A 24594-nucleotide genomic window follows, 5' to 3' on the forward strand; every position below is an offset into this window, starting at 1 on the left:
CCAGCCCCACATGCATAGTATGTGAAGGTGCAAAGCCACCCGGCGGGGGTAGCGACACCATGCAATACCCGGCAGCCAACTCCAGCAAGGTCCGCCTTGGTCCTCGGGACGGCTATGCCAACTGCGGCGTTGGTGCGGTGGTCAACGTGCATGGCGAGGCGACACATGGCCTGATCGAGGACGGCCTGCGCATGCTGTGCAACCTCGATCACCGTGGGGCGCGTGGCGCCGAGGAAAACACCGGTGACGGTGCCGGCATGCTGTTGCAGGTGCCGCACCGCTTTTACGCTGCCGCCATCCCCGGCCTACCCAGTGCCGGCTGCTATGGCGTCGGCCAGCTCTTCCTGCCCCGGGACAAGGCGCAACGCTCCGCCATCAAGCGGCTGATGACGTCGGTCATCGATACGCTGGGCTATCGGCTGCTCGCCTGGCGTCGCGTGCCCACCGATAACCGCGGCCTGGGGCGAACCGCGCTGGATTCCGAACCCGTGGTCGAACAGTGCTTCGTGGTCCCCAGGCAGGCCATGTCGCCTGAGGCCTTCGATGTCGGCCTCTACGTGCTGCGCTGCGAAATCCAGAATCGAGTGCGCGAGCAGGAACTGGGCGGCGAAGGAGCCAACCTGTTCTACATCTGTAGCCTGGATCGACGGCGCCTCGTCTACAAGGGCCTGCTGACCTGCGCCCAACTGGCCAGCTACTACCCGGACCTGAGCGATTCACGGGTGGAGAGTGCGCTGGTGCTGGTGCACTCGCGTTTCTCTACCAACACCCTGGGGGCCTGGGAGTTGGCGCATCCCTATCGCACCCTGGTCCACAACGGCGAGTTCAATACGCTCCTCGGCAACGTCAATTGGATGCGGGCCCGGGAACCCCTGCTGGCAAGCGAGCGTTTCGGTGCCGATATCGAGCGGATCCGTCCGGTCCTGGCCGAAGAGGGCCAGAGCGATTCTGCCGACTTCGACCACGTCCTGGAGCTGCTGCTGGTCGGTGGCCGCTCGCTGCCCCATGCGTTGCGCATGCTGATTCCCGAGGCCTGGGAAAAGGACACGGCGATGGCGCCGGAGCGCCGCGCCTTCTATGACTACCATGCTTCCCTCATGGAGCCGTGGGATGGGCCCGCGCTGGTCGTGGCCACGGACGGCGACGCGGTCGGGGCGGTCATCGATCGTAACGGCCTGCGTCCCTGTCGGTACTGCCTGACCCGCGACGACAAGCTGATCATGTCCAGCGAGAGCGGCACCCTGGACACCGACTTCGGCGAGATCGTGATGCAGGGACGGCTGCGCCCGGGCCAGCTCTTTTGCGCCGATACTCGCGAGGGGCGCATCGTGCCCGAGGCGGAGGTCTTCCAGCGCCTGACCGGTGCCGCTCCCTATGCCGACTGGCTCGCCCAGCACCGGGTCAAGCTCGCCGATCTGGTCGATGAAACTGCCGAGCCTGCCATCGATGCATTCGATCCGGCCACACTCGCCGCCCATCAATGCGCCTTCGGCTACACGCTCGAGGGCCTGCGCGTGCTGCTGGTGCCGATGGCCGAGTCCGGCAAGGACCCGCTGGGGGCAATGGGCAACGACACCCCGCTCGCGGCCCTGTCGGCGCAGCGCAAGCCGCTGTTCGCCTATTTCCATCAGCTCTTCGCTCAGGTCACCAACCCGCCGTTGGACTACCTGCGCGAGGCGCTGGTCACCTCGCTGAGCGGCTACCTCGGCTATCAGCGCAATCTGTTGGGCGAGACACCCGAGCACTGTCGCCAGTTGCTGATCGAGAGTCCGATCCTCGATGACCGGGAATTCGCGACCGTGGCCGGGCTCGATGGCGACGGGCTGCGCGCACGGACGATCGATACCACCTATCCCCCGGGCCGGGGGATGGCCTCGGTCATCGAACGCCTCCGTCGCGACGCCGAAGCCGCCGTCGATGCCGGTGCCACCCTCTTGGTCCTCGATGACCATCGGGTGGGGCCGCAGCGAGTGGCCGTGCCCGCGTTGTTGGTGGTCGGTGCCGTCCACCATGGCCTGATCCGGGCCGGAAAACGCAGCCGAGTGTCGTTGGTGTTGCGCAGTGGCGAGCCCTATGCGGTGCACCACTACTGCACTCTGGTGAGTTATGGCGCCGATGCCATCTATCCTTGGCTGGCCTACCGCAGCCTCGAGCATTTGCACGCCGAGGGCGCACTCACCGACGTCGGAAGCAGCGCCGCGGCGCGCCATGCCTATCGTCTCGCCATCGAGGACGGCCTGCTCAAGGTCATGGCCAAGATGGGCATTTCCATCCTGGAGAGCTACAAGGGCGCGCAGATCTTCGAGTGTATCGGCCTGGATCAGGCGCTGGTCGATGAGTGTTTTGCCGGCACCCCGGCGCACATCCCGGGCGTCGGGCTGGACACCATCGAGGACGAGACCGAGCAGGCCCATGCCGTCGCCTACAGCGACCGTATCGCCGGCAACCTGCAACTGTTGCAGGGAGGCGACTTCTACTGGCGGCGCGACGGCGAATGGCATCAGTGGAATCCGCAGACCATCGGGCATCTGCAACAGGCGGCACGGCACAACGACGCCGAGAGTTATCGGCGTTTCGTCGAACTCATCAATGAGCAGAGCCGGCGTCTGCAGACGTTGCGCGGCCTGCTCGACTTCGATATCGATCCGCGACGCTCGATTCCGCTCGAACGGGTCGAACCGGTCGAGGCGGTTCTCAAGCGCTTCGGTACCGGCTCGATGTCGTTCGGCGCCCTGTCGCGCGAGGCCCACGAAGTCATGGCGATCGCCATGAATCGCATCGGCGGCAAGGCCGGCAGCGGCGAAGGCGGAGAGCAGGTCGAGCGCTTCGGTACCGAGGCCGAGAACTCGATGAAGCAGTGTGCCTCGGGGCGCTTCGGGGTCACCGCGCACTACCTGGCGAGTGCCCGCCAGATCGAGATCAAGATGGCCCAGGGCGCCAAGCCGGGCGAGGGCGGTGAGTTGCCCGGCGGCAAGGTCGATGCGGCGATCGCCGAGGTGCGCTTCACGGTGCCCGGGGTCGGGCTGATCTCGCCGCCGCCGCACCACGATATCTATTCGATCGAGGACCTGGCCCAGTTGATCCACGATCTCAAGTGCGCCAATCCCGAGGCCGAGATCCACGTCAAGCTGGTCTCCAAGGCCAATGTCGGCACCATCGCCGCCGGCGTCGCCAAGGCGCGGGCCGATGCGGTGCTGATCTCCGGCGACGCCGGCGGCACCGGGGCGGCCAAGAAGACCTCGATCAAGCATACCGGGACACCGTGGGAGCTGGGGCTGGCCGAGACCCACCGGGTGCTGATGGCCAACAACCTGCGCTCGCGCATCACCGTGCGTACCGACGGTGGCATGAAGACCGGGCGCGACGTGGCGATGGCCGCGCTGCTGGGGGCCGAGGAGTTCGGCTTCGGCACCGCGCCGATGGTCGTCGTCGGTTGCCTGCTGCTGCGCAAGTGCCACTGCAATACCTGTTCGGTCGGCGTGGCGACCCAGGATCCACGACTGCGCGAGCGCTTCGATGGCGAGGCCGAGCACATCATCAATTATCTGCGCTTCGTCGCCGAGGAGCTGCGCGAGATCATGGCCACACTGGGCTTCGCGTCGGTCCGCGAGATGGTGGGGCGCGTCGACCGGCTCCGTCCGCGGAAGGTGATGCACCCCCGGGGCATCACGCTGGACCCCGGCGAATTGCTGGCCCGAGTGGAATCGACCGACACCCCCTACAAGACACGCGAGCAGAACCACGAGCTCGACGACAAGCTCGATCAACGCCTGATCGCCCAGGCCCGGCCGGCGCTCGAGCATGGCAAGCCGGTGCGTATCGACACCAGGGTATGCAATCGCGATCGCAGCGTCGGCACCTTGCTGTCGTCGACACTGGTCAAGCGCTATGCGCCGACCATGCCGGCCGACGATACCCTGCGCCTCTACCTGCAAGGAACGGCCGGCCAGAGCTTCGGTGCCTTCGTCGCCCGGGGCATCAGCCTGCACCTGACCGGCGACGCCAACGACTATCTCGGCAAGGGCCTGTCGGGCGGCCGAATCAGCGTGCGCACCCCGCCGGAGGCCGGTTATGCCGCGACCGATAATGTCCTCATCGGCAATGTCGCGCTGTTCGGTGCCACTGGTGGCGAGGCCTACATCAACGGTCTGGCCGGTGAGCGCTTCTGCGTACGCAATTCGGGGGCACTGGCCGTGGTCGAGGGCGTCGGCGATCACGGCTGCGAGTACATGACCGGCGGTGTGGCACTGATTCTCGGCCCGTGCGGCAAGAACTTCGCCGCCGGCATGAGTGGTGGCGAGGCCTATCTGCTCGACGAGCAGGGCGACCTGGCCGAGCGGGTCAATGCCGAGCGGGTGGGGCTGGAAACCGTGGAAGACGCGCGTGACATTGCCCTGGTGCAACGCCTGCTGGAAAATCACCATGCCTACACCGGCAGCCATCGCGCCCGGACACTGCTCGATGATTGGCCCGCTACCCTGGCGCGGCTGGTCAAGGTCGTGCCCGAGGCCTATGCCGAGGTAGTGAGCCGCGAGCTGGCCGAGGGGCGGGATATTCGCGTCGCACCGCCGACCGCGGCCCGGGAGGTGGCCTGATGGACGAGAACCATCCCGAGGGCTTTCTCAGACACCCGCGCGAGCCGATCGGCAAGCGCGACCCGCGCGAGCGCATCGGCGACTATCGCGAGATCTATGCGCCGAGCTGGCGGGAGGATCACCTGCGCCAGCAGGGCGAGCGTTGCATGGATTGCGGCGTGCCGACCTGCATGGGCGGCTGCCCGATCGGCAACCTGATCCCCGAGTGGAACGACCTGGTCTACCGTGGCCGCTGGCGCGAGGCCCTGGCGCGGTTGCATGCCACCAACAATTTCCCCGAGTTCACCGGTTATACCTGCCCGGCACCCTGCGAGCCGGCCTGCACGCTGGCCTACAACGCCGATGCCGTGGCCATCAAGAGCCTCGAGCGGGCGATCGTCGACAAGGGCTGGGAAAGGGGCTGGATCCGTCCCGAGCCGCCGGCGCGGCGAACCGGCAAGCGGGTAGCGGTGGTCGGCAGCGGCCCGGCGGGGCTGGCGTGTGCCCAGCAGCTCAACCGTGCCGGGCATGCGGTCACGGTGTTCGAACGCGATGAGGCGCTCGGCGGGTTGATGACCCTGGGCATCCCCGACTTCAAGTTCGCCAAGCACCAGGTCGAGCGGCGCCTCGACCAGCTGCGCGAGGAGGGTATCGAGTTCCGCACAGGGGTCGAAATCGGCCCTGTCATGCCATTGGCACAGTTGCGTGAACGTTTCGATGCGGTGTGTCTGGCGATCGGTGCCCAGCAGCATCGCGAGGTGACGGTACCGGGACGCGAGCTGAGGGGAATCCATTTCGGCATGCCCTACCTGACCGCCGAGAATCGCCGCCAGGCGGGCCGCGACAGCCTGGCGATCGATGCCCGGGACAAGCGAGTGGTAGTGCTGGGCGGGGGCGACACCGGCGCCGACTGCGTGGCCACCGCCCATCGCCAGGGCGCCGCGGAGGTGGCGCAGATCAGTGTGCGCGAGCAGCCGCCAATGACGCGCCCCGCCGACAACCCCTGGCCGTGGCAGCCGCGCACCTATGAACAGACCTATGCCTTGGAGGAGGGCGGCCGGGCGCTGTTCGCGCTCAATGTCACTGCGTTCGTCGATGACGACGAGGACGGTGCCGTGGATGCCCTGGTCACCGAGCGCGTCAAATGGACCCTCGATAGCCAGGGACGGCGCGTGGACAAGACGGTGCTCGAGGAGAATATCCGCATTGCCGCCGACCTGGTGCTGATCGCCATCGGCTTCCAGGGTGCCCAGGCCCAGGCGTTCGTCGACCAGGGGCTGACGCTTGCCGACAGCGGCGCATTGGCAACCGACGATGCCATGATGACGTCGCTCGATGGTGTCTTTGCCAGCGGCGATGCCCGCCGAGGGGCGTCGCTGGTGGTGTGGGCGATCGGCGAGGGGCGCGACGCGGCACGCCATATCGACACCTACCTGATGGGGGGATCGCGGCTGCCGCCGAGCCTTCAGACCCTGACTCCGCCGACCGACGACTGACCTGCCAGCCAACCCTGCACCTCGGCGTAGGGGTAACCCTCCAGGGCGGCGAAGCCGGGCAACTGCCGTGCCTTGAGGCGGGTGAACAGCGGCGTGGTGATGCCGCAGAGGAAGCGCGCCAGCAGGTCGGGGGTGGCGGGGTGGCCATCGCCTGCCATCTCGAGGCGTTCGAGTAACCCACCCAGCAGGGTTTTCATGTCCTGGTCCTCCAGCGGCGGCCGCGGGGCAGCGGCGGGCAGCCGGGCGGGGTGCCCGCGGCAGGCCGAGCAGTGGCCGCAGCGCTCGGGGGCGCGGTCGTCGCCGAACCACTCGGCGAGCCGTCGGCTCAAGCAGCGGTCGCTCTCGAACAGCGCCAGCATGGCATGCAGCCGGGCGATCTCGGCCTGCTCCTTCTCGCGGAAGTAGCGGTGCAGCTCGTCGCTGAGCGCCGCCGGGTCGAGGTCGGGGCGCAGCACCTCGTAGACCTCGGTGAGCTGGCGGCTCTGCAGCTCGAGCCAGCCCTTGTCGACGAAGTAGTCCAGGGCGGTGATCACGCGGGCCCTCCCGGTATCCAGGTCGCGCTCCCGGCCGAGCGCCTCCAGCGTCGCGAAGTCGAGCTCGTGCCAGGTGCGGGCGCGCCTTGAGGCCTCCAGGATCGCCTGCACGAAGGCGCGCCGCTCGCCCTGGAAGCGCTCGACCAGCGCCTCGGGCTCACACAGCAGCTTGAAGCGGTAGTCGGCGAAGTAGGCGTGGCGCGGCTGGATGATGCCGCGCAACTCGAGTTGCACCAGCAGCGTCTTGAGCGGCAGCGGCCGGATGTTGGCATGCTGCGAGAGGCCGTTGAGCAGCAGTTCCCAGCGCGGCCCGGCGGCCTGGAGCTCGTCGATCACCCGCCGAATGCCGTGGGACTCGGGGGTATCGCCGTAGACGAAGGTCTCCAGCACTCCCAGGGTGTCGCGGCCGGCCAGCATCAGGCACTCCGAGGGCCGGCCGTCGCGCCCGGCGCGGCCGATCTCCTGGCTGTAGTTCTCGATCGACTTGGGCAGGTCGAAGTGCACCACGTGGCGGATGTCCGCCTTGTCGATGCCCATGCCGAAGGCGATGGTGGCAACGATGCAGTTCACCTGGCCGGCCATGAAGGCCTGCTGGATGCCCTCGCGGCGCTCGCCGTCGAGGCCGGCGTGGTAGGCGGTGGCGGCGATGCCCGCCTTGTTCAGGTAGGCGGCCAGGCGCTCGGCGGTCTGCTGCAGGGTGACATAGACGATGGTGGGGGCGGGCAGGCCGGCCTGCAGCCGGGGGCGTAGCCAGTCGACCAGGGCGCGCGGGCGGGCGTCGGCCGTTACCGGGGCCACCGTCAGGTCGAGGTTCGCGCGGTAGAAGCCGGTGGCGGTCACGTCGCTCTCGGTGATGTCGAAGCGCTCGCGCATATCGTCGATCACCCGCGGGGTGGCCGTGGCGGTGAGCAGCAGTGCCTGGGGAATGCCGAACTCGCGCTGGTGGTCGGGAAGCTTCAGGTAGTCGGGGCGGAAGTTGTGGCCCCACTCGGAGATGCAGTGCGCCTCGTCGACCACCATCAGCGAAATCGGCACCCGGCGGATGAAGGCGCGGAAGCGCTCGTTCTTGAGCCGCTCCACCGAGATCATCAGGATGCGGATATCGCCACGGGCGACGCCCTCCATCACTGCCGTCGCTTCCTCGCGACTCTGGCCGGAGTCGATGCTTGCGGCCCGGATGCCGTGGCGCTCGAGGAAGGCGAGCTGGTCCTGCATCAGCGCCAGCAGCGGCGAGATCACCAGCGTCAGGTGAGGCAGGTGCAGCGCCGGAAGCTGGTAGCACAGCGACTTGCCGGAGCCGGTGGGGAAGATCGCCGCCGCCGAGCGTCCGGCCACCACCGCCTCGATCACCGGCCGCTGGCCGGGGCGGAATTGCTGGAGGCCGAAGACCTCGGTCAGGGTGTGTTCGATGGTGCTGTCCATGGCCATGTTGTCCTGTAAACGGCGCTGCTCGGCTTCATCCTCGCAAGATAAGGCCTGGGTGGGAATACCGCCGGTTGGTCGTGCATGACAGCGGTAGGTAGAATGGTCACTTATGGCAAATCGCTAACCCCATCAAGGACGCGGCATGGCTCACCTGTTACGTATCGTGATGATCCACGGGCACCTCGAAGGCGTGGTGGAACTGAGTGTCGACGGTCACACCAATATCTGCGGCACCAATGCCTCGGGCAAGACCACGCTGCAGCGCCTGGTGCCGGTGTTCTACGGCGAGCTGCCCAACAAGGTGGTGCCCAGGACGCGTCTCAAGTTCGACGCCTTCTACCTGCCGCATCGCAACAGCTACCTGGTCTACGAGTACCGCCGCGAGGAGGGTGACGTCTGCCAGGCGGTGCTGACCCGCAAGAGCGAGGGCGGCGTGGAGTACCGCTTCGTCGGTGCCCCCTACCGCCCCGAGGATTACCTGGTGGAGAGCGAGGGCAGGGTCACCGGCCTGGACTACGCCCAGTGGGCCAACGGCCTGCGCCGCCAGGGCATCAGCGTCTCGCCAAAGCTCGGTGCCACCTCCGAATACCGCTCGGTGATCCAGAACGATTTCACCCATCACGGCGCCACCCCGGCCCAGGGCAGCCGCCGCGAAGGGCTGCGTCTGCGCCAGGTGGCCGCCCGCTTCAGCCTGGTTCGCCCGGGGCAGCGGATCCGCCACATGGAGAAGCTGGTCTCGGCGGTGCACGCCAAGGAGGGCAAGATGGACACCCTCAAGACCATGCTGGCGGCAATCTTCGAGGAGGACGGCGTCGAGCTGCCGGTGACCCGCATCCGCAATACCAAGGCGCGGGAATGGATCGACCGCATGCGCCAGTCGATGCGCCTGGAACCGCTGCAGCGCTCCCTTGCGGCCCTGCAGAGCCTCGATCGCGAGATCGCCGATATCGAGGCCTCGCTGTGGCAGCTGATGCCCCAGCTCGAGGCCGACCGCCACCGCGCCGAGCGCGAGAGCGCCGACCTCGACGCGCAGCTCCAGAGCCGACAGCGTGACTTCCAGGCCCGGGAGCAGGCCTACCAGGAGGCCCGCGATGCGCTGAACGATCGCTTGAGCCAGCTCGACAGCGAACTCGACCAGACCCGCCGCGTGCTCGACGACCTGCAGCGCCAGTTCGAGGCCTTCGAGGAGGCCGACATGCCGGGCCTGGCCCGCGACCTCGAGGCGCTGCCCCAGTGGCGCGAGCAGCAGCAACAGCTGCGCGAGCACCTCGAGGTGATGCAGCAGGCGGTCACGGAGAGCCGGGCCCGGCTCGACGCGCGGCTGGTGGAGCTCGGTGACCGGCTCGAGCAGCACAGTGAGGAGATCCAGGCGCTGATCGACGCCCTGGGCGAGGAGAAGGAGGCGTGCCGCGAGGCCCAGCGCAAGGCCGAAAGCCGCCTGGACGCCGACTACCAGGCCCGCCGACAGGCGTTGGATGACGACTATCGTGCCCGGCTGGAGCAGGGCACCGCCCGGTTCTCCGAACTCAAGGCGCAGCTGGCCCACAGCGCCGCGACCCCGGAGGAGGCGCGCGAGGCCGAGCAGGTCCAGGCCCGCGTCGATCAGGCTCAGAGCGAGCAGAGCGCCGCCGTGGCGGCGTTGGAGAGCGTGCAGGGGGAGCTCGACGAGCGCAAGCAGGAGCGCGAGCTCGCCGATCGCGAGCTGGAGCGCGCCCGCGCGCAGCGCGCCCGGGCCGAGGCCCGCCTGGAGGCGCTGCAGATCCAGCGCGACCCCTCCCAAGGCAGCCTGCGCCACTTCCTGCGTCACCATCGGCCAGGTTGGGAGCAGACCCTGGGCAAGGTGATCGCGCCGGGTCTCCTGGAGCGCCGCGACCTGGCGCCACAACTCAATGATGCCGCCAGTGACGACCTCTTCGGGCTGGTGCTGGATCTCGCCGCTATCGCGCTGCCTGATTACGCCCAGGACGAGGCCAGTCTGCTCGCCGAGATCGCGGCCGCCGAACAGGCCCTGAGCGAGGCCCAGGGCGTCGAGAACGCTGCCGAGAAGGGGCTCCGGTCACGCCACGAGCGCGTGCAGGAAGCCGACGCACGGCTCGACCGCGCGCGCAGCGAACGCCGCCGCGCCGCCGAGGAGGTGGACTACGCCCTGCAGGCCCGCAGCCAGTGCCAGCTGCGCCACGCCGCCGCCCGCAAGGACCGCGAGGCTGCCTGCCGCGAGGCCCTCGAAGAGCAGGAGGCCAGCCTGCAGGCGCTGCGCGAGGAGCAGCACCAGGCCTTGGCGGCGCTCGCCGATACCCACCGCGCCCAGCGTCTGGAGCTCACCGCCGACTACCAGGGGCGCCTGAGCGGGTTCGACCAGCAGATCGCCCAGCACCGCCGCCAGCTCGGCGAACTCAAGGAGGAGAACCGCCGCCAGCGCGAGGAGCTGCAGGCCGCCTTCGACCGCGAGCTGGCCGAGCAGGGCGTCGACACCGTCAGCCTCAAGGCGACCCGCTCACGCCTCGAGGAACTGGGACAGCGCATTCGCCAGACCGCCGAGCGCCAGGACGAACTGGACGCCTACCAGCGCTTCATGCGTGTGGAGTGGGGCAGCCGCAAGCCGCAGCTGGTCGCGAGGGAGGCCGAACTGAGTCACGAACGGCAGGCCGCCGAGCGCGAGCGCGAGACCCTCAAGGGCGACTTCCAGACGGCCAGGCGCGAGCATCAGGCGACCGTGAGCGAGCTCAAGCGCCGTCGCGACGGCGAGCAGCAGCACATCGAGACCCTCGCCCCACTGCTCGCCAGGCTCGAGGCCCTGCCCCTGGAGCCGGCCAGCGAGCCCCGCGGCGAGACCCCGGGGGATGCCGCCGAGCGCATCGAGCGCACCCGCCAGGCGCTGGCCGACCACGCCCGAGCGCTCGACGAGCTGCGTCGCGGCTGCGAGAAGATCGAGAGTGACCTGATCAAGGGCGCCAGCGCCGATTTCCAGGCGACGCTCGAGTCCGAGCGCGCCAAGCTGGAAGACGCGAGCCCGCGGCGTCTGCTGGGGGTGCTGGCCGAGATGCTCCAGCTGCTCGAGGGGCAGCAGCAGCAACTGTTGCAGGAGGGGCGCAACCTCTCGGATGACCTCGACAAGTTCTTCACCGTGTTCCGCGACCTCAACCGGCGCATCAACGCCCAGAGCCGGCGGCTCTCCGACGAGGTGGCCGACGACCTCCGGCTGGAGGGCATCGGCCGCGCCGAGGTCAGGATCCAGTCGACCATCGACGAGCTGGGCTTCTGGGAGCCGCTCAAGCGCTTTGCCCAGCGCTACCGCGAATGGCGCGACTCCGGCCAGACGCTGCCCGGTGACGACTATCTCGAGGCCCTGGCCGACGTGGTGGAGCTCTTGCGCAGCGACCAGCAGTACAGCTTCGAGAGCCTGCTGCGCCTGGAGCTGCACCTCAACGAGGGCGGCACGGATCTCGTCATCAAGAACGACCGTCAGCTGCTGGAGTCCTCCAGCCACGGCATGGCCTACCTGATCCTGTGCAAGTTCCTGCTCGCCTTCACGCGGTTGCTGCGCGGCCAGGCCGAGGTGGCCATCCACTGGCCCATCGACGAGATCGGCACCCTGGCCTATCACAACGTCGAGAAGCTGTTCGATGCCTGCGACAACAACCGCATCCATATCGTCGGCGCCTTTCCCAATCCGGAGTCGGACGTGCTGCTGCTGTTCCACAACCGCTACCTGATCGACCGCGACGAGGCCGCCCCCGGCAAGCGTCGCCTCAAGCGCATCGAACCGCGCCTGAGCCGCCTGGCCGAGCGCCTGCAGGCCCGCGCCGCCGAGGAGGTGTCCGTATGATCGAGCGTTCAATGGTTGAACACTCCATGGTGGAACTGGGCCCCCTGCTTGAACGCCTGCTGGCTGGCCAGTTCATCTGCGCGGTGAGCGACGAGGCCGCCTTTCGCCGGCTGCAGGACGACGAGATCCGCGAGCAGCTCGATGCCTACCTGCGTCCCCTCAACCGCCGCCTGGCTACCAACGACGAGGGCAGCGTCTATTTCCTGGCCTGGCGGCAGTTGAACGACGACGCGCGGGAACAGCTCTCGCGGCAGCTTGGCGACACCGTCAACAGCCTGCTGCCGCTGCTGGAGTGGCTGCAGCTGGTGCAGGAGGCGCTGGGCCGCGATGGCCTGGCGGCCCCTGGCGACGTGCTCAAACCCGCCGACTTCAGCTCGCGCTGCGAGGATAACCAGGGCCTGCGCGAACGCCTCGAGCGCCTGGCCACCGACCCCTTCTTCGGCTCCCAGAGCGACCAGCTCGACGCCCAGATCAAGCAGGTCTTCAAGCGCCTGAAGGAGCACGGCTACCTGCTCCAGCCCCATGCCGACCGTCAGTACTTCGTGGTCACCGCCAAGATCGACTACCTCATTGACCTTACGCGCTTCATTCGCGACGAGGAGCACCTGCCTGTCGACGAGGCGGCCCCCGGTGACCAGGAGAGCCTGCTGTGAGCGCCGGCGACCCCCACGCCCTGGAGAGCCGGCTGATCACCACCGGCGCCGAGCGTCTGGCACTGCTGGGCAAGCACGCCGAGGCGCTGATGGCCGGCTATGCCCGCGACGAGGTGCCACTGGAGGGGCTGAGCACCACGGCGCTCAACCGGCTGCTGGCCGCGCGTATCCTGTGGCGGCCGGACGAGCAGGGCGGGGTGAAGCTCGCCCCCAAGGTACGCGAACTGATCGCCGAGATGCTCGCCGACGAGACCCGCCGCCACGTCAACGCCGACGTGGCCGAGACCCTGGAACTGACGCGCAGCCTGGTGCAGAGCTACCGGGAAGCCCGCGACGCCGGCGAGTACTGGCGCCAGGAGCAGCAGCTCCTGCGCCTGCGCCAGGAGGTGGACGATCTCAACGGCCGCTTCGCCGACGCCATCGACAGCCTGTGGCGACGCTTCAACAGCGACTTCGGCTTCGTCAGCCGGCTCACCGACAAGATCCGCGAGAACGAGCGCGCCCAGAAGCAGATCGAACGCCTGCTCAATGGTCTGGCACTGATCGACTTCGACGAGCTGATCGAACTGGTGGGCAGCGACGGGGCGCTGCGCAAGCTGCTGGTCAGCGGGCTTCAGCACCAGCTCAGCCAGCACTACACCAGCCTCCGCGAGGTGCAGCGACGGCTGATCGAGCTGATGGCGCGCTTTCGTCAGCAGCAGTCGCGCAGCCGCCTGGTGGCGGGCATGGCCGCCTTCCTGCGCGAGCATCCCGGTTTCGTGCCCGGCAACTACGCGAGGCGAAGCGAGGTACCGGCACTGGTCAACCGCGCCGCGCCAGTGATCGCCGCCGGCGCCGCCGCGCTGGACCACCACCCCGGTACCCGAGTCCTCAGCGAGCTGCTGCACCAGTTGCCGCTGCCTACCCATCGCCCGGAACCGGTGACGGCCGCCGGCGCCGCCGCTCTCCAGGAAGACACTCTCGTCGCCGCTCGCCAGCAGGCGCTCAAGGAAGACGTCGAGCGCTTCTACCTGACGGTGGTGGACCATGGCGGCGAGTCGCTCAGCGCCCTGGAATACCTGCAGGAGGGGGCGCTGGAGTGGGGCGAGGAGATCTGGCTCTTCCAGGTGATTGCTGAATTCCAGGGGCTGCCCAGAGGCGAGCAGCGCGCCTTCCGCCTCCGCCAGCAGGAGACCCAGGCCAGCCCCTACAACCACCTGCGGCTGATCCACGACGTCCACCTGCAGCTGGCGCTGCCGGCATGAGCCTCTCGCCCGGCGCCTACCGGCTGTTGCGTGGGGTCCGGGAGACGCTGCGCCGAGAGTCCATCGTGGAGAGGCCCCGTGGTGGCAAGGTCGTGGCGGAGATCGAAGCCTGGTGTGCTGAATACGACATCGACCTTACCGTGCATCGCCTGGGCAAGCGGCTGCGCTTCGATCGCCGGCTGCTCGCAGACATGGGGCAAGTGCTGGACAGCCTGGGGCAGCCGCCGCTGGATGCTGCCCTGAGTGGACGCACCACGGCGGAGCAGGCCGACCAGGGGAGTCTCGAAGCGAAGAGCGTGCGTGAAAGCCCCCGCGCCAGGCGGACGCTGGTGAGCCTGCCGGTACTCGCTCGGCCAGCATGGCTGGCCGCCGAGCCTCGCGAGTATCGCGATCTCGACTGGCGCTCGCTCGATCTGGGCGCTTTCGATGCGCTGATCCAGGTGGAAAACCTCGACAGCTTCTACGCCTTCACGCCCGACATCGTGGCCACTGCGCACTGTCGGCAACCGCTGGTGGCCTACCGGGGCGACCGCCACTACGGCGGCGGTTTCGCCGCCCTGGGCGAGGCGTGGTCGGCAAGGGGGAAGTTGCATCTCTACTTCGGCGACTTCGATGCAGCGGGCATCGGGGTGGCCATGGCCAGCCGAGCTACGCATCTGCTGCTGCCGCCCCTGGAGTGGCTGAAACGCCACGCCACCGCCGATCACCTGCCGGCGGCGCAGATGACGGCACAGGCCGCGCTGCGCGATTACCGCGCCACGCTGCCTGGCGGCCACCCGTTACGGGGCTATCTGACGATCATCCTCGACCGCCAGTGCGGCCTGAGACAACAGTGGTTCGGCAATGACTTGATCCTGGTGCCGCTTGATTGAGACGCCTGCGCTGGCATTTGTGCAGTGCTTTCCTGATGCGGATGTGATGGTGCATGACGGCCGCTACACTTCAGGTAGTACCGCCACCTGTTCCGGCGGTATTCCGGGAGGGCCGGTCATGTCGTATTCCCAGCAGCCACTGGAGATCGAGACGGCGGGAGTATCGCTGGAAGGGGATCTCCTGCTTCCCGAGGCCCCGGCGGGCATCGTGGTCTTCGCCCACGGCAGCGGCAGCAGCCGCTTCAGCGTGCGCAATCGCCAGGTGGCGCGTCACCTGGCCGAGCAGGGGCTCGCCACCCTGCTGTTCGACCTGCTGACGCCGGAAGAGAGCCTGATCGACGAGCGCACCCGCGCCTTGCGCTTCGATATCGAGCTGATCGGCTCCCGCATGAGCGGGGCGGTGGACTGGGTGGCCGAGGCGTCACAGGCCCGGGGGCTGGCGATCGGCCTCTTCGGTGCCAGTACCGGGGCCGCCGCGGCGCTGATCGCCGCCGCCGAGCGGCCCGCGCGGGTGAGCGCGGTGGTCTCCCGCGGAGGGCGTCCCGACCTCGCCGGCGACCACCTGCCGCGGGTACGGGCACCGACCCTGCTGCTGGTCGGCGGGCGAGACACCCAGGTGATCGCGCTGAACGAAGCCGCCATGGCGCGCATGACGGCGCCCTGCGAGTTGCTGATCGTGCCCGGGGCCACCCACCTCTTCGAGGAGCCCGGAACCCTGGAGATGGTCGAGGCGCGGGCCGCCCGCTGGTTCCTGGATCATCTCGGGGCGGGCCGACCGGGATGACGGCGCTTCAGTCGCTGGTCATGACCCGGTTCCTGCCCCCGTGCTTGGCGGCATAGAGGCCCTGGTCGGCGCGGGCGATCAGGGTGTCGCGCGCCTCGCCGATGCGGTGCTCGGCAAGCCCGATGCTGACGGTGACGCGCCCCGGGCCGGGGCCGAAGTCGTGCGCCGCGATGCGCTCGCAGAGACGCCGGGCCAGGGTCTGGCAGGGGCCGATGGGGGTCAGCGGCAGCAGCAGGGCGAACTCCTCGCCGCCCAGGCGGGCCACCAGGTCCTCCTCGCGCAGCGACCTGCGACACAGCCCGGCCAGGTCGCGCAGTACCTGATCGCCCTGGAGGTGGCCCCAGGTGTCGTTGATCGACTTGAAGTGATCCAGGTCGAGCATCATCAGCGACAGGGGCGTGGCGTGACGGTTGCTCAGGGAGATCTCCTCGTCGAGCCGATCGATCAGCTTGCGGCGGTTGGCCAGTCCGGTAAGGTCGTCGGTGTCGGAGAGGCGGCGCAGGCGCGCCTCCTCGGCGACCTGCTCGGAGATGTCGAGCATCATGCCGTGCCAGAGCACGCCATCGTCGACCCGTCGTGGCTGGGCCCGCACGGCGATCCAGCTGTGCCGGCCACCCATCAGCCGCAGGCGGAACTTGGTGGTGATGGGGGTCATCCAGCGTGCCGAGCGCTCGATGGCGGCCATCAGCCTCGGATAGTCGGCATCGTCGAGTCGTGCCAGCGCCGGCCTGGCGTCCTCGGCCAGCAGCCGACGGTCGATGCCGGTCAGGCGGGTACCGCTGCCGGCCAGGTAGGGGAAGTGCATGCTGCCGTCCGGCGCACGCTGTAACTGGAAGATGACCCCGGGCAACTGCTCGGTCAGCTCGGCCATGGCTCCACTGTGCCTCTTTCCCCCACCCGGCATGACGTCTTCGAAGGGCATGCGGGTGTCCTTGTGTTCCTGCTGCGTACAGGTGGTGTTCTTCTCGCGGGCGCTGAGCGCCTCTAATCAAGCGTTCTATGATACGCCGAGTCGCCGGAGCGTCGCATCCTGCCTCGGTTGTAGGAGATCGCCTACAAGCTGGGAGGGGCATGCCCGGGATCGATGTCTCTCACCGCTGGGCATCATACCCCTCGGGCGGCTTCGGCAGTAGGCCAGGGGGCACGGCTGCGGGTCGCTAGCGCGGCGCGTCGTACCGCCCGGGACGCCCCCGGGAGTAGACCACCTGCCACAGCTGCAGGTCGCGCGAGCGGAAGGCGCCGGCACAGACCGAGAGGCCCTAGGGTAAGCCGGAACATGCGCCGATGGCGCATGTTCCCCGGACTCAGCGCGGCGCGTCGTAGCGTCCCGGGCGGCCGCGGGAGAAGACCACTTGCCAGAGCTGCATATGGCGCGCCCGAAAGGCGCCGGCGCAGACCGAGAGATAGTAGCGGAACATGCGCCGGGTGCGCTCGTTGTAGTGCTGGGCGATCTCGTGCCAGTGGGTGTCGAAATTCGCCAGCCACGCCATCAGGGTGTGGTCGTAGTCGGGGCCAAAGTTCTGCCAGTCCTCCATCATCAGGTGCACCGGTTCACTGGCCTTGGCGATATGCATGGCCGAGGGGAGCACCCCGTTGGGGAAGATGTACTTGTTGAACCAGGGATCGGCGCTCACCTTGGAGCGGTTGGAGCCGATGGTGTGGAGCAGGAAGAGGCCGTCCTCGGCCAGCAACCGTGCCACGGTGCGGAAGTAGGTGGCGTAGTTGCGGTGGCCGACGTGCTCGAACATGCCGATGGAGACGATGCGGTCGTAGTGGCCCTCCAACTCGCGGTAGTCCTGCAGCCGGATCTCCACCGGCAGCCCGGCGCAGCGCTCGCGTGCCAGTTGCGCCTGCTCCCGGGAGATGGTGATGCCGGTGACCTCGACCCCGTGGTGGCGTGCGGCGTGCTCGGCGAAGCTGCCCCAGCCGCAGCCGATATCGAGCACCCGCATGCCCGGGGCGAGTTCGAGCTTGCGGCAGGCCAGTTCCAGCTTGGCGAGTTGCGCCTGGTGCAGGTTGGCCGCGTCCTTCCAGTAGCCGCAGGAGTAGCACATGGTGGGGTCCAGCATGCGCTCGAACAGGTCGTTGCCCATGTCGTAGTGGGCCTCGGCGACGATATAGGCGCGGGCCTTGCTCTGCAGGTTGAAGAAGCCGGCCTGCAGCCGGTACATCAGCCGCTCGGAGAGCGTATGGGCGCGCTCGCCGAGGCCATGACGCAGCAGCCGGCAGACCATCTCGTCGATCCTGTCGCACTCCCACCAGCCGTCCATGTACGCCTCTCCCAGGCCCAGCGTGCCCTGGTGCAGCACGCGGGAAAAGAAGTCGGGATGGAAGATGCGGATGTCGTGGGGTGCCTCGCCGTTGAGGGTCACGCCGGAGCCGTCGAGCAATTTCTCGACGACATGCCGGGCACGGGTGTCGGGCAGGGCTAGGGGGCCGATGCGGGGATCACTGGTCATGGAGTCCTCCTGGTCCAGCAGGATCGAGGGTCATCGCAGGGCTGGCGGCAATGCTCGTGTCGTGCATCATCGGGTCTGTCCGATTAGCCTTGAGCATAGACCAGCCTGAAAATGCCGGGAAATCCGTACGATCCAACGCTGGATCGTTTCCGTGACGAGGAGGAATCGCCAGGATGCACGTCATCATCGATCTCTGCGTGGTGCCACTGGGGGTGGGTGTCTCGGTATCACCACAGATCGCCGCCTGTCAGCGGGTGATCCGGGCCTCGGGCCTCGAGTACCGCATGCACGCCTATGGCACCAACATCGAGGGGCCCTGGGACGAGGTCATGGCGGTGGTCAAGCGCTGTCACGAGGTGGTGCACGAGATGGGCGCGCCGCGCATCACCACCACCCTCAAGCTCGGCACCCGCACCGACCGCGAGCAGCACATGGACGACAAGGTCGAGAGCGTGGAGACCCTGCTGCGCGATGACCCGGCGAACGATTCCTGACGCCCAGGCGGTCGGGAGTTGGTCGCCGACGTTGGCGGAGCCTGCGGGGGCTACCCCCATAGGGGCGGTCTCGGCGCCTTTTTCTCCGAACGTGCTGCCATCGTCGCGATAGTCGCGGTCATCTGTCGTCGAGGGGAGCCAGCCACTGGCGGGCCGTGGCCAGCAGGTGAGAGGTCAGGGCGTCCAGGGTCCGGCCGCCGTGGCGCCAGTGGTGCCAGTAGAGGGGAACCTCGACGTGGCGGCCGGGATCCAGGTCGACGAGTCGTCCCTCCTCCAGCTCCCGGGTGACCTGCTGTTCGGGAATCAGTCCGTAGCCCATGCCCGCCAGGGCCAAGCGTACGAAGCCTTCGGAAGAGGGGCAGAGGTGGTGGGGGAAGGCCTCCCGGAAGCCGTGCAGGGCCAGGTAGCAGTGCTGCAGGCGGTCGTCGGGACCATAGACGATGACGGGGGCGGTCCTGAACGCCTCGGGGCTCGGCCCACGGGGGAAGTGGCGGGCCAGGTAGGCGGGGCTCGCCAGGGCCCGGTAGCGCATGCTGCCCAGCGGATGCACGCGGGCCCCCTGCACTGGCTGGGGCGTGGCGCAGATACAGCCGGCCACCTCGCCATCACGCATCCGTTTCAGGGCCACGTCCTGATCCTCCACCAGCAATTCCATCAGTATGGGCGGCCTGGCGCAGAACTCACTGACGGCCGGCGCCCACCAGGTGGCCAGGCTGTCGGCGTTGATGGCGAGGCGCAGCCGCTGCTTGCTCTCGCCCAGGGCCGGGACCTGTTCGAGCAGGTCGTGCTCGAGCCACTGGACCTGTCGGGCATGCTCGAGCAGGCGCCGCCCGAGCGCGGTGGGGGCCAGGCGGGGCGCACGCACCAGCACCGGTTGGCCCAGCCGTGCCTCCAGCAGCTTGATGCGTTGTGACACGGCGGACTGCGTCAGGCCCAGGTGCCGGGCGCCGCGTTCGAACCCCTGCTGGTCCACCACGGCGGCCAGGGCGGCGAGCAGCTTGTAGTCGAGCATCGATAATGTTTATCCCATAGTCATTGAATTAATTTCCCTGATAAAAGAGTCAAGCCCAGAATGGCCCTCCATGACAAGCGGAGGGAGAGGGAGAGTGCTGACGTCCATCGTCTACGGCTGGTTGGTGAGTGGTGGCCTGATCATCGCCATCGGGGCCCAGAATGCCTTCGTCCTGGGGCAGGGGTTGCGCCGGGAACACGGCTGGCTGGTGGCCGGGGTGTGCGCCGGCTGCGATGGCCTGCTGATCGCCCTGGGGATCCTCGGGGCGGGGGCGCTGCTGGCCGAACAGGCGGGGCTGATGCTGCTGGCCCGCTGGGGTGGCGCCCTGTTCCTGGCCTGGCAGGCCTGGCTGGCACTGTGCCGGGTTCGTCGCCCAAGGGGCCTGGTCGCCGATGGAGGTGCGCCGGGGTCGCCCGGGCGGGCGCTGCTGGCGACCCTGGCGGTGACCCTTCTCAATCCCCAGGTCTATCTCGAGACCCTCGTCGTGCTGGGCTCCCTCGGGGCCATGCAGCCGAGCCCGGGAGGCTTCCTGTTCGGCGCGAGCCTGGCTTCGCTGGGCTGGTTCTTCGGTCTGGTGGCGGCCGCCGGCTGGCTGGCGCCCCGCCTGGTAAGCCGGCGGGCCTGGCAGGTCGTCGATGGCGTGACCGCGCTGGTCATGGCCGGGGTCGCCGGGCGGCTGGCCAGTGGGGGCATGATCGGCTGAGGGCACGGGAGTACAACGGCTGTAAATCTTTCGTTACGCCGTGTCAGGGATTCTCGCCACCCGTCGGGCGGGAACAGCCGGGGCGAGCGACATGTAACGAAAATTTGACGGTCGCACCCCGGCGAGAGGCTGGAACGGGGGCAGGAAGCGGGCCATGGAGCGTTCCGGGCCGGGGAGGAGGGCACTAGGCTGGGGGCACATCGAGGCGACAGGCCCTGCAATACAACATTCCCGGAGGAGATCATGAACGCACCCGCCCAGACCCGGAGCACCATCAGCAAGACGAACCCCATCGGCACCAACGGCTTCGAGTTCGTCGAGTACACCGCGCCGACCGCCGAGGGCATCGAGGCGCTGCGCGCGCTGTTCACTCGGATGGGCTTCACCGAGACTCGCAAGCATCGTTCCAAGCAGGTCACGCTATTCCAGCAGGAAGGCGTCAACTTCGTGCTCAACGCCGAGCCGGGCAGCCACGCCGCCGAGTTCGGTCGCGTGCACGGTCCGAGTGCCTGTGCCATGGCCTGGAAGGTGGCCGATGCCCGTCAGGCCTTCGACTACGCCGTGGCACACGGCGCCGAGCCGGTGGAGAACCCGGTGGGCCCCGGCGAGGTGGGCATCCCCGCCGTGAAGGGTATCGGCGGCTCGCTGCTCTACTTCGTCGATCCCAAGGTCGACGACGAGGGGCGCACCATCTACGACATCGACTTCGAGCCGATTCCCGGCCGCGGTGCCAACGACCACAGCGTGGGCCTCAAGGTGCTCGATCACCTGACCCACAACGTCGACCGTGGCCAGATGGACGCCTGGGCCGACTTCTACACCCGGATCGCCAACTTCCGCGAGATTCGCTACTTCGACATCAAGGGCAAGAAGACCGGGCTGCACTCCCGGGCCATGACCGCGCCCTGCGGCAAGATGCACATCCCGATCAACGAGTCCGCCGACGACAACTCCCAGATCGCCGAATTCCTGCGCCAGTACAACGGCGAGGGGATCCAGCACCTGGCCATGGCCACCGACGACATCTACGCCACCGTGCGGGCGCTTCGGGCCAATGGCGTCACCTTCCTGACCACCCCGGACACCTACTACGAGAAGGTCGACCAGCGAGTGCCGAACCACGAGGAGAACGTCGAGGAGCTGCGCGAGCTGAGCCTGCTGATCGATGGCGGCCCCGACCAGGGGGTGCTGCTGCAGATCTTCACCGAGACGGTGATCGGCCCGATCTTCTTCGAGATCATCCAGCGCAAGGGCAACGACGGCTTCGGCGAGGGCAACTTCAAGGCGCTGTTCGAATCCATCGAGGAGGACCAGATCCGACGCGGCGTGCTCAAGGACGATTGATCCCGTGGCCCCCGCCCCCTCCCGGGCGGGGAGCATTCCTGGCAGGTGGGCAGGATCAACCCCTGTTCATCTGCCATCTCACAATAAAATCCGTCACAATGAGTGGTCCATGCCGATCATTCATCGAGTCGGGTGACAACAATACCCTCTGCTTCCCCTGGTGAGACATGACAAGATCCCAACAACCTCGTGCCCAGTGGCTCGGCCGCTGGGGCTTCATGCTGGCGGCTACCGGCTCCGCCGTCGGCCTGGGTAACATCTGGAAGTTTCCCTACATCACCGGCGAGTTCGGCGGTGGTGCCTTCGTGCTGGTCTACCTGGGCTGTATCCTGGCGGTCGGTGTACCGGTGATGATGACCGAGATCGCCTTCGGGCGGCGCGGCCGCGGCAGCCCCATCGACGCCATACGCCGCGTGGCCGCCGACTCCGGCGGAGCCTCCGCCTGGTCGCTGCTCGGCTGGATGGCCATGCTCTGCGGCTTCATGATCCTCTCCTTCTACGTGGTGGTGGCCGGCTGGTCCTTCGCCTACCTGTGGAAGATGCTCAGCGGCGGCCTCGCCGGTTCCAGCGTCGACGAGATGGCGGCGCTCTTCGGCGCCAACAACGAGAGCCCCCTCAACCTGGGCTTCTGGAGCACCCTGGTCACCGTGGCCACCATGGCGATCGTGGGCAAGGGCGTCCAGGCCGGCATCGAGAAGAGTGTCAGCTGGATGATGCCCGGCATGGTGGTCATGCTGGCCGTGCTGATCGGCTATGGGGTCTTCTCCGGTGGCTTCGGTGAGGCGGTGCGCTTCCTGTTCTCCTTCGACGCCGGCAGCCTCTCCAGCGAAGGCATGCTGGCCGCCCTGGGGCATGCCTTCTTCACCCTGTCGCTGGCCTCCGGGGCCATCCTCACCTATGGCAGCTACCTGCCGGGGCGTGCCTCCATCGCCCGTACCACCCTGAGCGTGGCCGTGGCCGACACCCTGGTGGCGCTGATGGCGGGCCTGGCGATCTTCCCGGTGATCTTCGCCAACGGCATGAGCCCGGGCAGCGGACCGGGGCTGATCTTCATGAGCCTGCCGCTGGCCTTCCAGGCCATGCCGCTGGGTACCCTGTTCGGCATCCTGTTCTTCGTGATGCTCTCCATGGCCGCACTGACCTCGTCGATTTCCATGGTCGAGGCCACCGTCTCCTGGCTGTGCGACAACAAGGGCGTCTCGCGCCGTGCGGCGGCCTGGGGCACCGGTATCGTGCTGTGGCTGGTGAGCACCCTGGCGATGCTGTCGTTCAACCTGGGGGCCGACTGGACCCTGGCCGGCAAGCACTTCTTCGGCTGGCTGGACTACCTCACCTCGCGCTGGATGATGCCGCTCGGCGGGCTGGGCATGGTGCTGCTCGCCGGCTTCGTGCTGAAGAGCGAGGCCTTCCGCGACGAGCTGGGGCTGTCGCCGCGCTGGCATGCCCTCTGGTTGTTCATGGTGCGCTACGTCAGCCCGCTGGGCATCCTGGTGATCTTCGTCGACGCGCTGGGCATCGCCCGCATCGAGTTCGGCGCCCACTGGCCCTGGCTGCTGGCCGTGCTGGTGGCGGTGACCCTGGTCGGCGAGCTGACGAGCCCCCGCCTGCGTCGGGCCCTGGGCGGCTGATCTCCCGCGCGCCATGACGCTCCCGTCTCGCCCCCGCCCGTGCGGGGGCGAGACGTTTGCGGGTGGCACCGTGGCCTCCAATTCATTACTTTATGGCATATGTGGCCGATTGAATCAGGAGTGAAGGGTATATGAGCGTCGATCATGATCCGCGAGACGACCAGCACGATCCCGCCGGCGCGCCAGCTCCCGGGTCTCCCTCCCGGGGCCGGGTCAGCCTGGTGGGGGCGGGGCCCGGTGACCCGGAGCTGCTGACCCTCAAGGCGCTCAAGCGGCTGCAGGCGGCCGAGGTGATCCTCCACGACCGGCTGGTCAGCGAGGAGGTCCTGGCCCTGGCCAACCCCGCCGCGCGGCGTCTCTATGTCGGCAAGGCGCGCTCGGACCACAGCCTGCCCCAGGAGGGGATCAACCAGGCGCTCCTCGACTGGGCGCGCTCGGGCAAGCGGGTGGTGCGCCTGAAGGGCGGTGATCCCTTCATCTTCGGGCGAGGCGGCGAGGAACTCGAGGCCCTGGTGGCCGAGGGCGTCGAGGTAGAGGTGGTGCCCGGCATCACCGCGGCCTCGGGCTGCGCCGCCTATGCCGGCATCCCGCTGACCCACCGCGACCATGCCCAGTCGGTGCGCTTCGTTACCGGCCATCTCAAGAACGGCAGCACGAACCTGGATTGGCCGGCCCTGGCCAGCCCCGGCCAGACCCTGGTCTTCTACATGGGGCTGCACGGCCTGGCGGAGATCCGTCGCCAGCTGGTCGCCCATGGCCTGTCGCCCGAGACCCCCCTGGCGCTGATCGAGCAGGGCACCACGGCTCGCCAGCGAGTGCATCGCGGCACCCTGGGGTGGATGCCGGACTCCCTGGGCGACATCCTGCGACCGCCGACGCTGATCATCGTCGGCGGCGTGGTGGCGCTCCACGACCGCCTGGCCTGGTTCGATGGCCAGCTGGCAGAGAGCCGCGGCTGGGATACCGGCAAACGGTAACCGCCTTGCATGACGGGCCGGGCATGCGACAATATCCGCCCGTTTTGCCGAGCCTTCGCCATGTCATCCCGTCACCGCATCGTCATTGCCGATATCGTCACCGCCGAGGCCGTTGCTGCCGATGCCCGTGATCCCGGGAGCGCATGCCGACCGCCCCCCGCCTTCCGCCTGACGATGCTGCTGCTGGCGGTCGTGCTGTTGGCCGGCTGTGCCGGTCGCGGTGGCCACCAGGCCGGCGTCGAGGCGCCGGCCGGCTGGACCGGCGAGCAGGGGCAGGCCTCCTACTACGCCGACCGCTACCATGGCCGGCGCACCGCCAGCGGCGAGCACTACGACCGGGAGGCGTTGACCGCCGCGCACCGCACGCTGCCGTTCGGCACCCGGGTGCGGGTGACCCACCTGGGCAATGGTCGCGAGACCGTGGTGCGCATCAACGACCGCGGACCCTTCGTCGGGGGGCGGGTCATCGATCTGTCGCGCCGTGCCGCCGAGGAACTCGGCATGGTGCGTAGCGGCACGGCAGCGGTACGGCTCAGCCCGGCACGGTGACGCCACCGACGCTGTCCACCC

General features: G+C 68.3%; 17 protein-coding genes. 13 read left to right on the top strand and 4 right to left on the bottom strand.

Annotated elements, in window-relative coordinates:
• Nucleotides 1-59: 59 nt before the first annotated feature.
• Nucleotides 60-4595: a glutamate synthase large subunit gene (gltB, locus tag CR157_RS12640; RefSeq protein WP_110283871.1), complete on the top strand. Its 4536-nt coding sequence runs from the start codon at nucleotides 60-62 to the stop codon at nucleotides 4593-4595.
• Nucleotides 4595-6070 (top strand): glutamate synthase subunit beta, encoded by a 1476-nt coding sequence (locus tag CR157_RS12645; RefSeq protein ID WP_110283872.1) that lies wholly within the window; start codon nucleotides 4595-4597, stop codon nucleotides 6068-6070. The genes gltB and CR157_RS12645 overlap by 1 nt, the downstream gene beginning before the upstream one ends.
• Here the strand turns inward: CR157_RS12645 and CR157_RS12650 are convergent.
• Nucleotides 6040-8025: a RecQ family ATP-dependent DNA helicase gene (locus CR157_RS12650; protein WP_219999943.1), complete on the bottom strand. Its 1986-nt coding sequence runs from the start codon at nucleotides 8023-8025 to the stop codon at nucleotides 6040-6042. The two genes, CR157_RS12645 and CR157_RS12650, sit on opposite strands and share 31 nt — an antisense overlap.
• 145 nt (nucleotides 8026-8170) lie before the next feature.
• On the opposite strand from CR157_RS12650, the gene CR157_RS12655 reads away from it, so the two are divergent.
• The 5 genes from CR157_RS12655 (at nucleotide 8171) to CR157_RS12675 (ending at nucleotide 15407) form a co-directional block, all read left to right on the top strand.
• Complete coding sequence (locus CR157_RS12655) at nucleotides 8171-11854, top strand: ATP-binding protein (protein ID WP_110283873.1); 3684 nt, start codon at nucleotides 8171-8173, stop codon at nucleotides 11852-11854.
• Between the two features lie 26 nt (nucleotides 11855-11880).
• A complete protein-coding gene (locus tag CR157_RS12660) occupies nucleotides 11881-12507 on the top strand; it encodes a condensin complex protein MksE (protein ID WP_110284034.1) in 627 nt (208 codons plus the stop codon).
• A complete protein-coding gene (locus tag CR157_RS12665; protein ID WP_110283874.1) occupies nucleotides 12504-13751 on the top strand; it encodes a hypothetical protein in 1248 nt (415 codons plus the stop codon). Before CR157_RS12660 ends, CR157_RS12665 begins: the two co-directional genes overlap by 4 nt.
• A complete protein-coding gene (locus tag CR157_RS12670; RefSeq protein ID WP_110283875.1) occupies nucleotides 13748-14623 on the top strand; it encodes a DUF7281 domain-containing protein in 876 nt (291 codons plus the stop codon). The genes CR157_RS12665 and CR157_RS12670 overlap by 4 nt, the downstream gene beginning before the upstream one ends.
• A 118-nt stretch (nucleotides 14624-14741) precedes the next feature.
• Entirely contained in the window at nucleotides 14742-15407 is a 666-nt protein-coding gene (locus tag CR157_RS12675) for a dienelactone hydrolase family protein (protein WP_110283876.1), read from the top strand.
• A 7-nt stretch (nucleotides 15408-15414) separates the two neighbouring features.
• Here CR157_RS12675 and CR157_RS12680 read toward each other — a convergent pair whose 3' ends face one another.
• Together CR157_RS12680 and cfa are read right to left on the bottom strand one after the other, a co-directional pair.
• A complete protein-coding gene (locus CR157_RS12680; protein WP_258364154.1) occupies nucleotides 15415-16278 on the bottom strand; it encodes a GGDEF domain-containing protein in 864 nt (287 codons plus the stop codon).
• A 433-nt stretch (nucleotides 16279-16711) separates the two neighbouring features.
• Nucleotides 16712-17866 carry a cyclopropane fatty acyl phospholipid synthase gene (gene cfa, locus CR157_RS12690; RefSeq protein ID WP_110283878.1) on the bottom strand — a complete coding sequence of 385 codons (1155 nt, stop codon included), beginning with the start codon at nucleotides 17864-17866 and terminating at the stop codon, nucleotides 16712-16714.
• Between the two features lie 173 nt (nucleotides 17867-18039).
• Between cfa and CR157_RS12695 the strand changes: the two genes are divergently transcribed.
• Complete coding sequence (locus tag CR157_RS12695; protein ID WP_110283879.1) at nucleotides 18040-18360, top strand: MTH1187 family thiamine-binding protein; 321 nt, start codon at nucleotides 18040-18042, stop codon at nucleotides 18358-18360.
• A 118-nt stretch (nucleotides 18361-18478) separates the two neighbouring features.
• On the opposite strand, the gene CR157_RS12700 is transcribed toward CR157_RS12695, so the two are convergent.
• The gene (locus CR157_RS12700; protein ID WP_110283880.1) at nucleotides 18479-19372 is read right to left on the bottom strand and encodes a LysR family transcriptional regulator ArgP; all 894 of its coding nucleotides are present in this window, start codon (nucleotides 19370-19372) and stop codon (nucleotides 18479-18481) included.
• A 94-nt stretch (nucleotides 19373-19466) separates the two neighbouring features.
• Here CR157_RS12700 and CR157_RS12705 point away from each other — a divergent pair, with 94 nt between their 5' ends.
• From CR157_RS12705 to CR157_RS12725, 5 genes are all read left to right on the top strand, one after another.
• On the top strand, nucleotides 19467-20075 hold the full coding sequence (locus tag CR157_RS12705; RefSeq protein ID WP_181422054.1) for a LysE family transporter: 609 nt from the start codon (nucleotides 19467-19469) through the stop codon (nucleotides 20073-20075).
• 243 nt (nucleotides 20076-20318) lie between these two features.
• Nucleotides 20319-21419 carry a 4-hydroxyphenylpyruvate dioxygenase gene (gene hppD / locus CR157_RS12710; protein WP_110283882.1) on the top strand — a complete coding sequence of 367 codons (1101 nt, stop codon included), beginning with the start codon at nucleotides 20319-20321 and terminating at the stop codon, nucleotides 21417-21419.
• A 167-nt stretch (nucleotides 21420-21586) separates the two neighbouring features.
• The gene (locus CR157_RS12715; RefSeq protein WP_110283883.1) at nucleotides 21587-23047 is read left to right on the top strand and encodes a sodium-dependent transporter; all 1461 of its coding nucleotides are present in this window, start codon (nucleotides 21587-21589) and stop codon (nucleotides 23045-23047) included.
• A 131-nt stretch (nucleotides 23048-23178) separates the two neighbouring features.
• On the top strand, nucleotides 23179-24024 hold the full coding sequence (gene cobA, locus CR157_RS12720; RefSeq protein ID WP_110283884.1) for a uroporphyrinogen-III C-methyltransferase: 846 nt from the start codon (nucleotides 23179-23181) through the stop codon (nucleotides 24022-24024).
• 60 nt (nucleotides 24025-24084) lie between these two features.
• The gene (locus tag CR157_RS12725) at nucleotides 24085-24573 is read left to right on the top strand and encodes a septal ring lytic transglycosylase RlpA family protein (protein WP_306766780.1); all 489 of its coding nucleotides are present in this window, start codon (nucleotides 24085-24087) and stop codon (nucleotides 24571-24573) included.
• Nucleotides 24574-24594 lie beyond the last annotated feature (21 nt).

Origin of the sequence: Halomonas sp. LBP4, assembly GCF_003202205.1 — a bacterium.
Taxonomy (GTDB): Bacteria; Pseudomonadota; Gammaproteobacteria; order Pseudomonadales; family Halomonadaceae; genus Halomonas; species Halomonas flagellata.

Excerpts from the sequence above, each read along its gene's own strand:
- hppD (WP_110283882.1), top strand. The coding sequence starts at position 20,319 with ATGAACGCACCCGCCCAGACCCGGAGCACCATCAGCAAGACGAACCCC.
- CR157_RS12725 (WP_306766780.1), top strand. The coding sequence starts at position 24,085 with ATGTCATCCCGTCACCGCATCGTCATTGCCGATATCGTCACCGCCGAG.
- CR157_RS12670 (WP_110283875.1), top strand. The coding sequence starts at position 13,748 with ATGAGCCTCTCGCCCGGCGCCTACCGGCTGTTGCGTGGGGTCCGGGAG.
- gltB (WP_110283871.1), top strand. The coding sequence starts at position 60 with ATGCAATACCCGGCAGCCAACTCCAGCAAGGTCCGCCTTGGTCCTCGG.
- CR157_RS12695 (WP_110283879.1), top strand. The coding sequence starts at position 18,040 with ATGCACGTCATCATCGATCTCTGCGTGGTGCCACTGGGGGTGGGTGTC.
- CR157_RS12700 (WP_110283880.1), bottom strand. The coding sequence starts at position 19,372 with ATGCTCGACTACAAGCTGCTCGCCGCCCTGGCCGCCGTGGTGGACCAG.
- cfa (WP_110283878.1), bottom strand. The coding sequence starts at position 17,866 with ATGACCAGTGATCCCCGCATCGGCCCCCTAGCCCTGCCCGACACCCGT.
- CR157_RS12680 (WP_258364154.1), bottom strand. The coding sequence starts at position 16,278 with ATGGCCGAGCTGACCGAGCAGTTGCCCGGGGTCATCTTCCAGTTACAG.
- CR157_RS12645 (WP_110283872.1), top strand. The coding sequence starts at position 4,595 with ATGGACGAGAACCATCCCGAGGGCTTTCTCAGACACCCGCGCGAGCCG.
- CR157_RS12650 (WP_219999943.1), bottom strand. The coding sequence starts at position 8,025 with ATGGACAGCACCATCGAACACACCCTGACCGAGGTCTTCGGCCTCCAG.
- CR157_RS12675 (WP_110283876.1), top strand. The coding sequence starts at position 14,742 with ATGTCGTATTCCCAGCAGCCACTGGAGATCGAGACGGCGGGAGTATCG.
- CR157_RS12655 (WP_110283873.1), top strand. The coding sequence starts at position 8,171 with ATGGCTCACCTGTTACGTATCGTGATGATCCACGGGCACCTCGAAGGC.
- CR157_RS12715 (WP_110283883.1), top strand. The coding sequence starts at position 21,587 with ATGACAAGATCCCAACAACCTCGTGCCCAGTGGCTCGGCCGCTGGGGC.
- CR157_RS12660 (WP_110284034.1), top strand. The coding sequence starts at position 11,881 with ATGGTGGAACTGGGCCCCCTGCTTGAACGCCTGCTGGCTGGCCAGTTC.
- cobA (WP_110283884.1), top strand. The coding sequence starts at position 23,179 with ATGAGCGTCGATCATGATCCGCGAGACGACCAGCACGATCCCGCCGGC.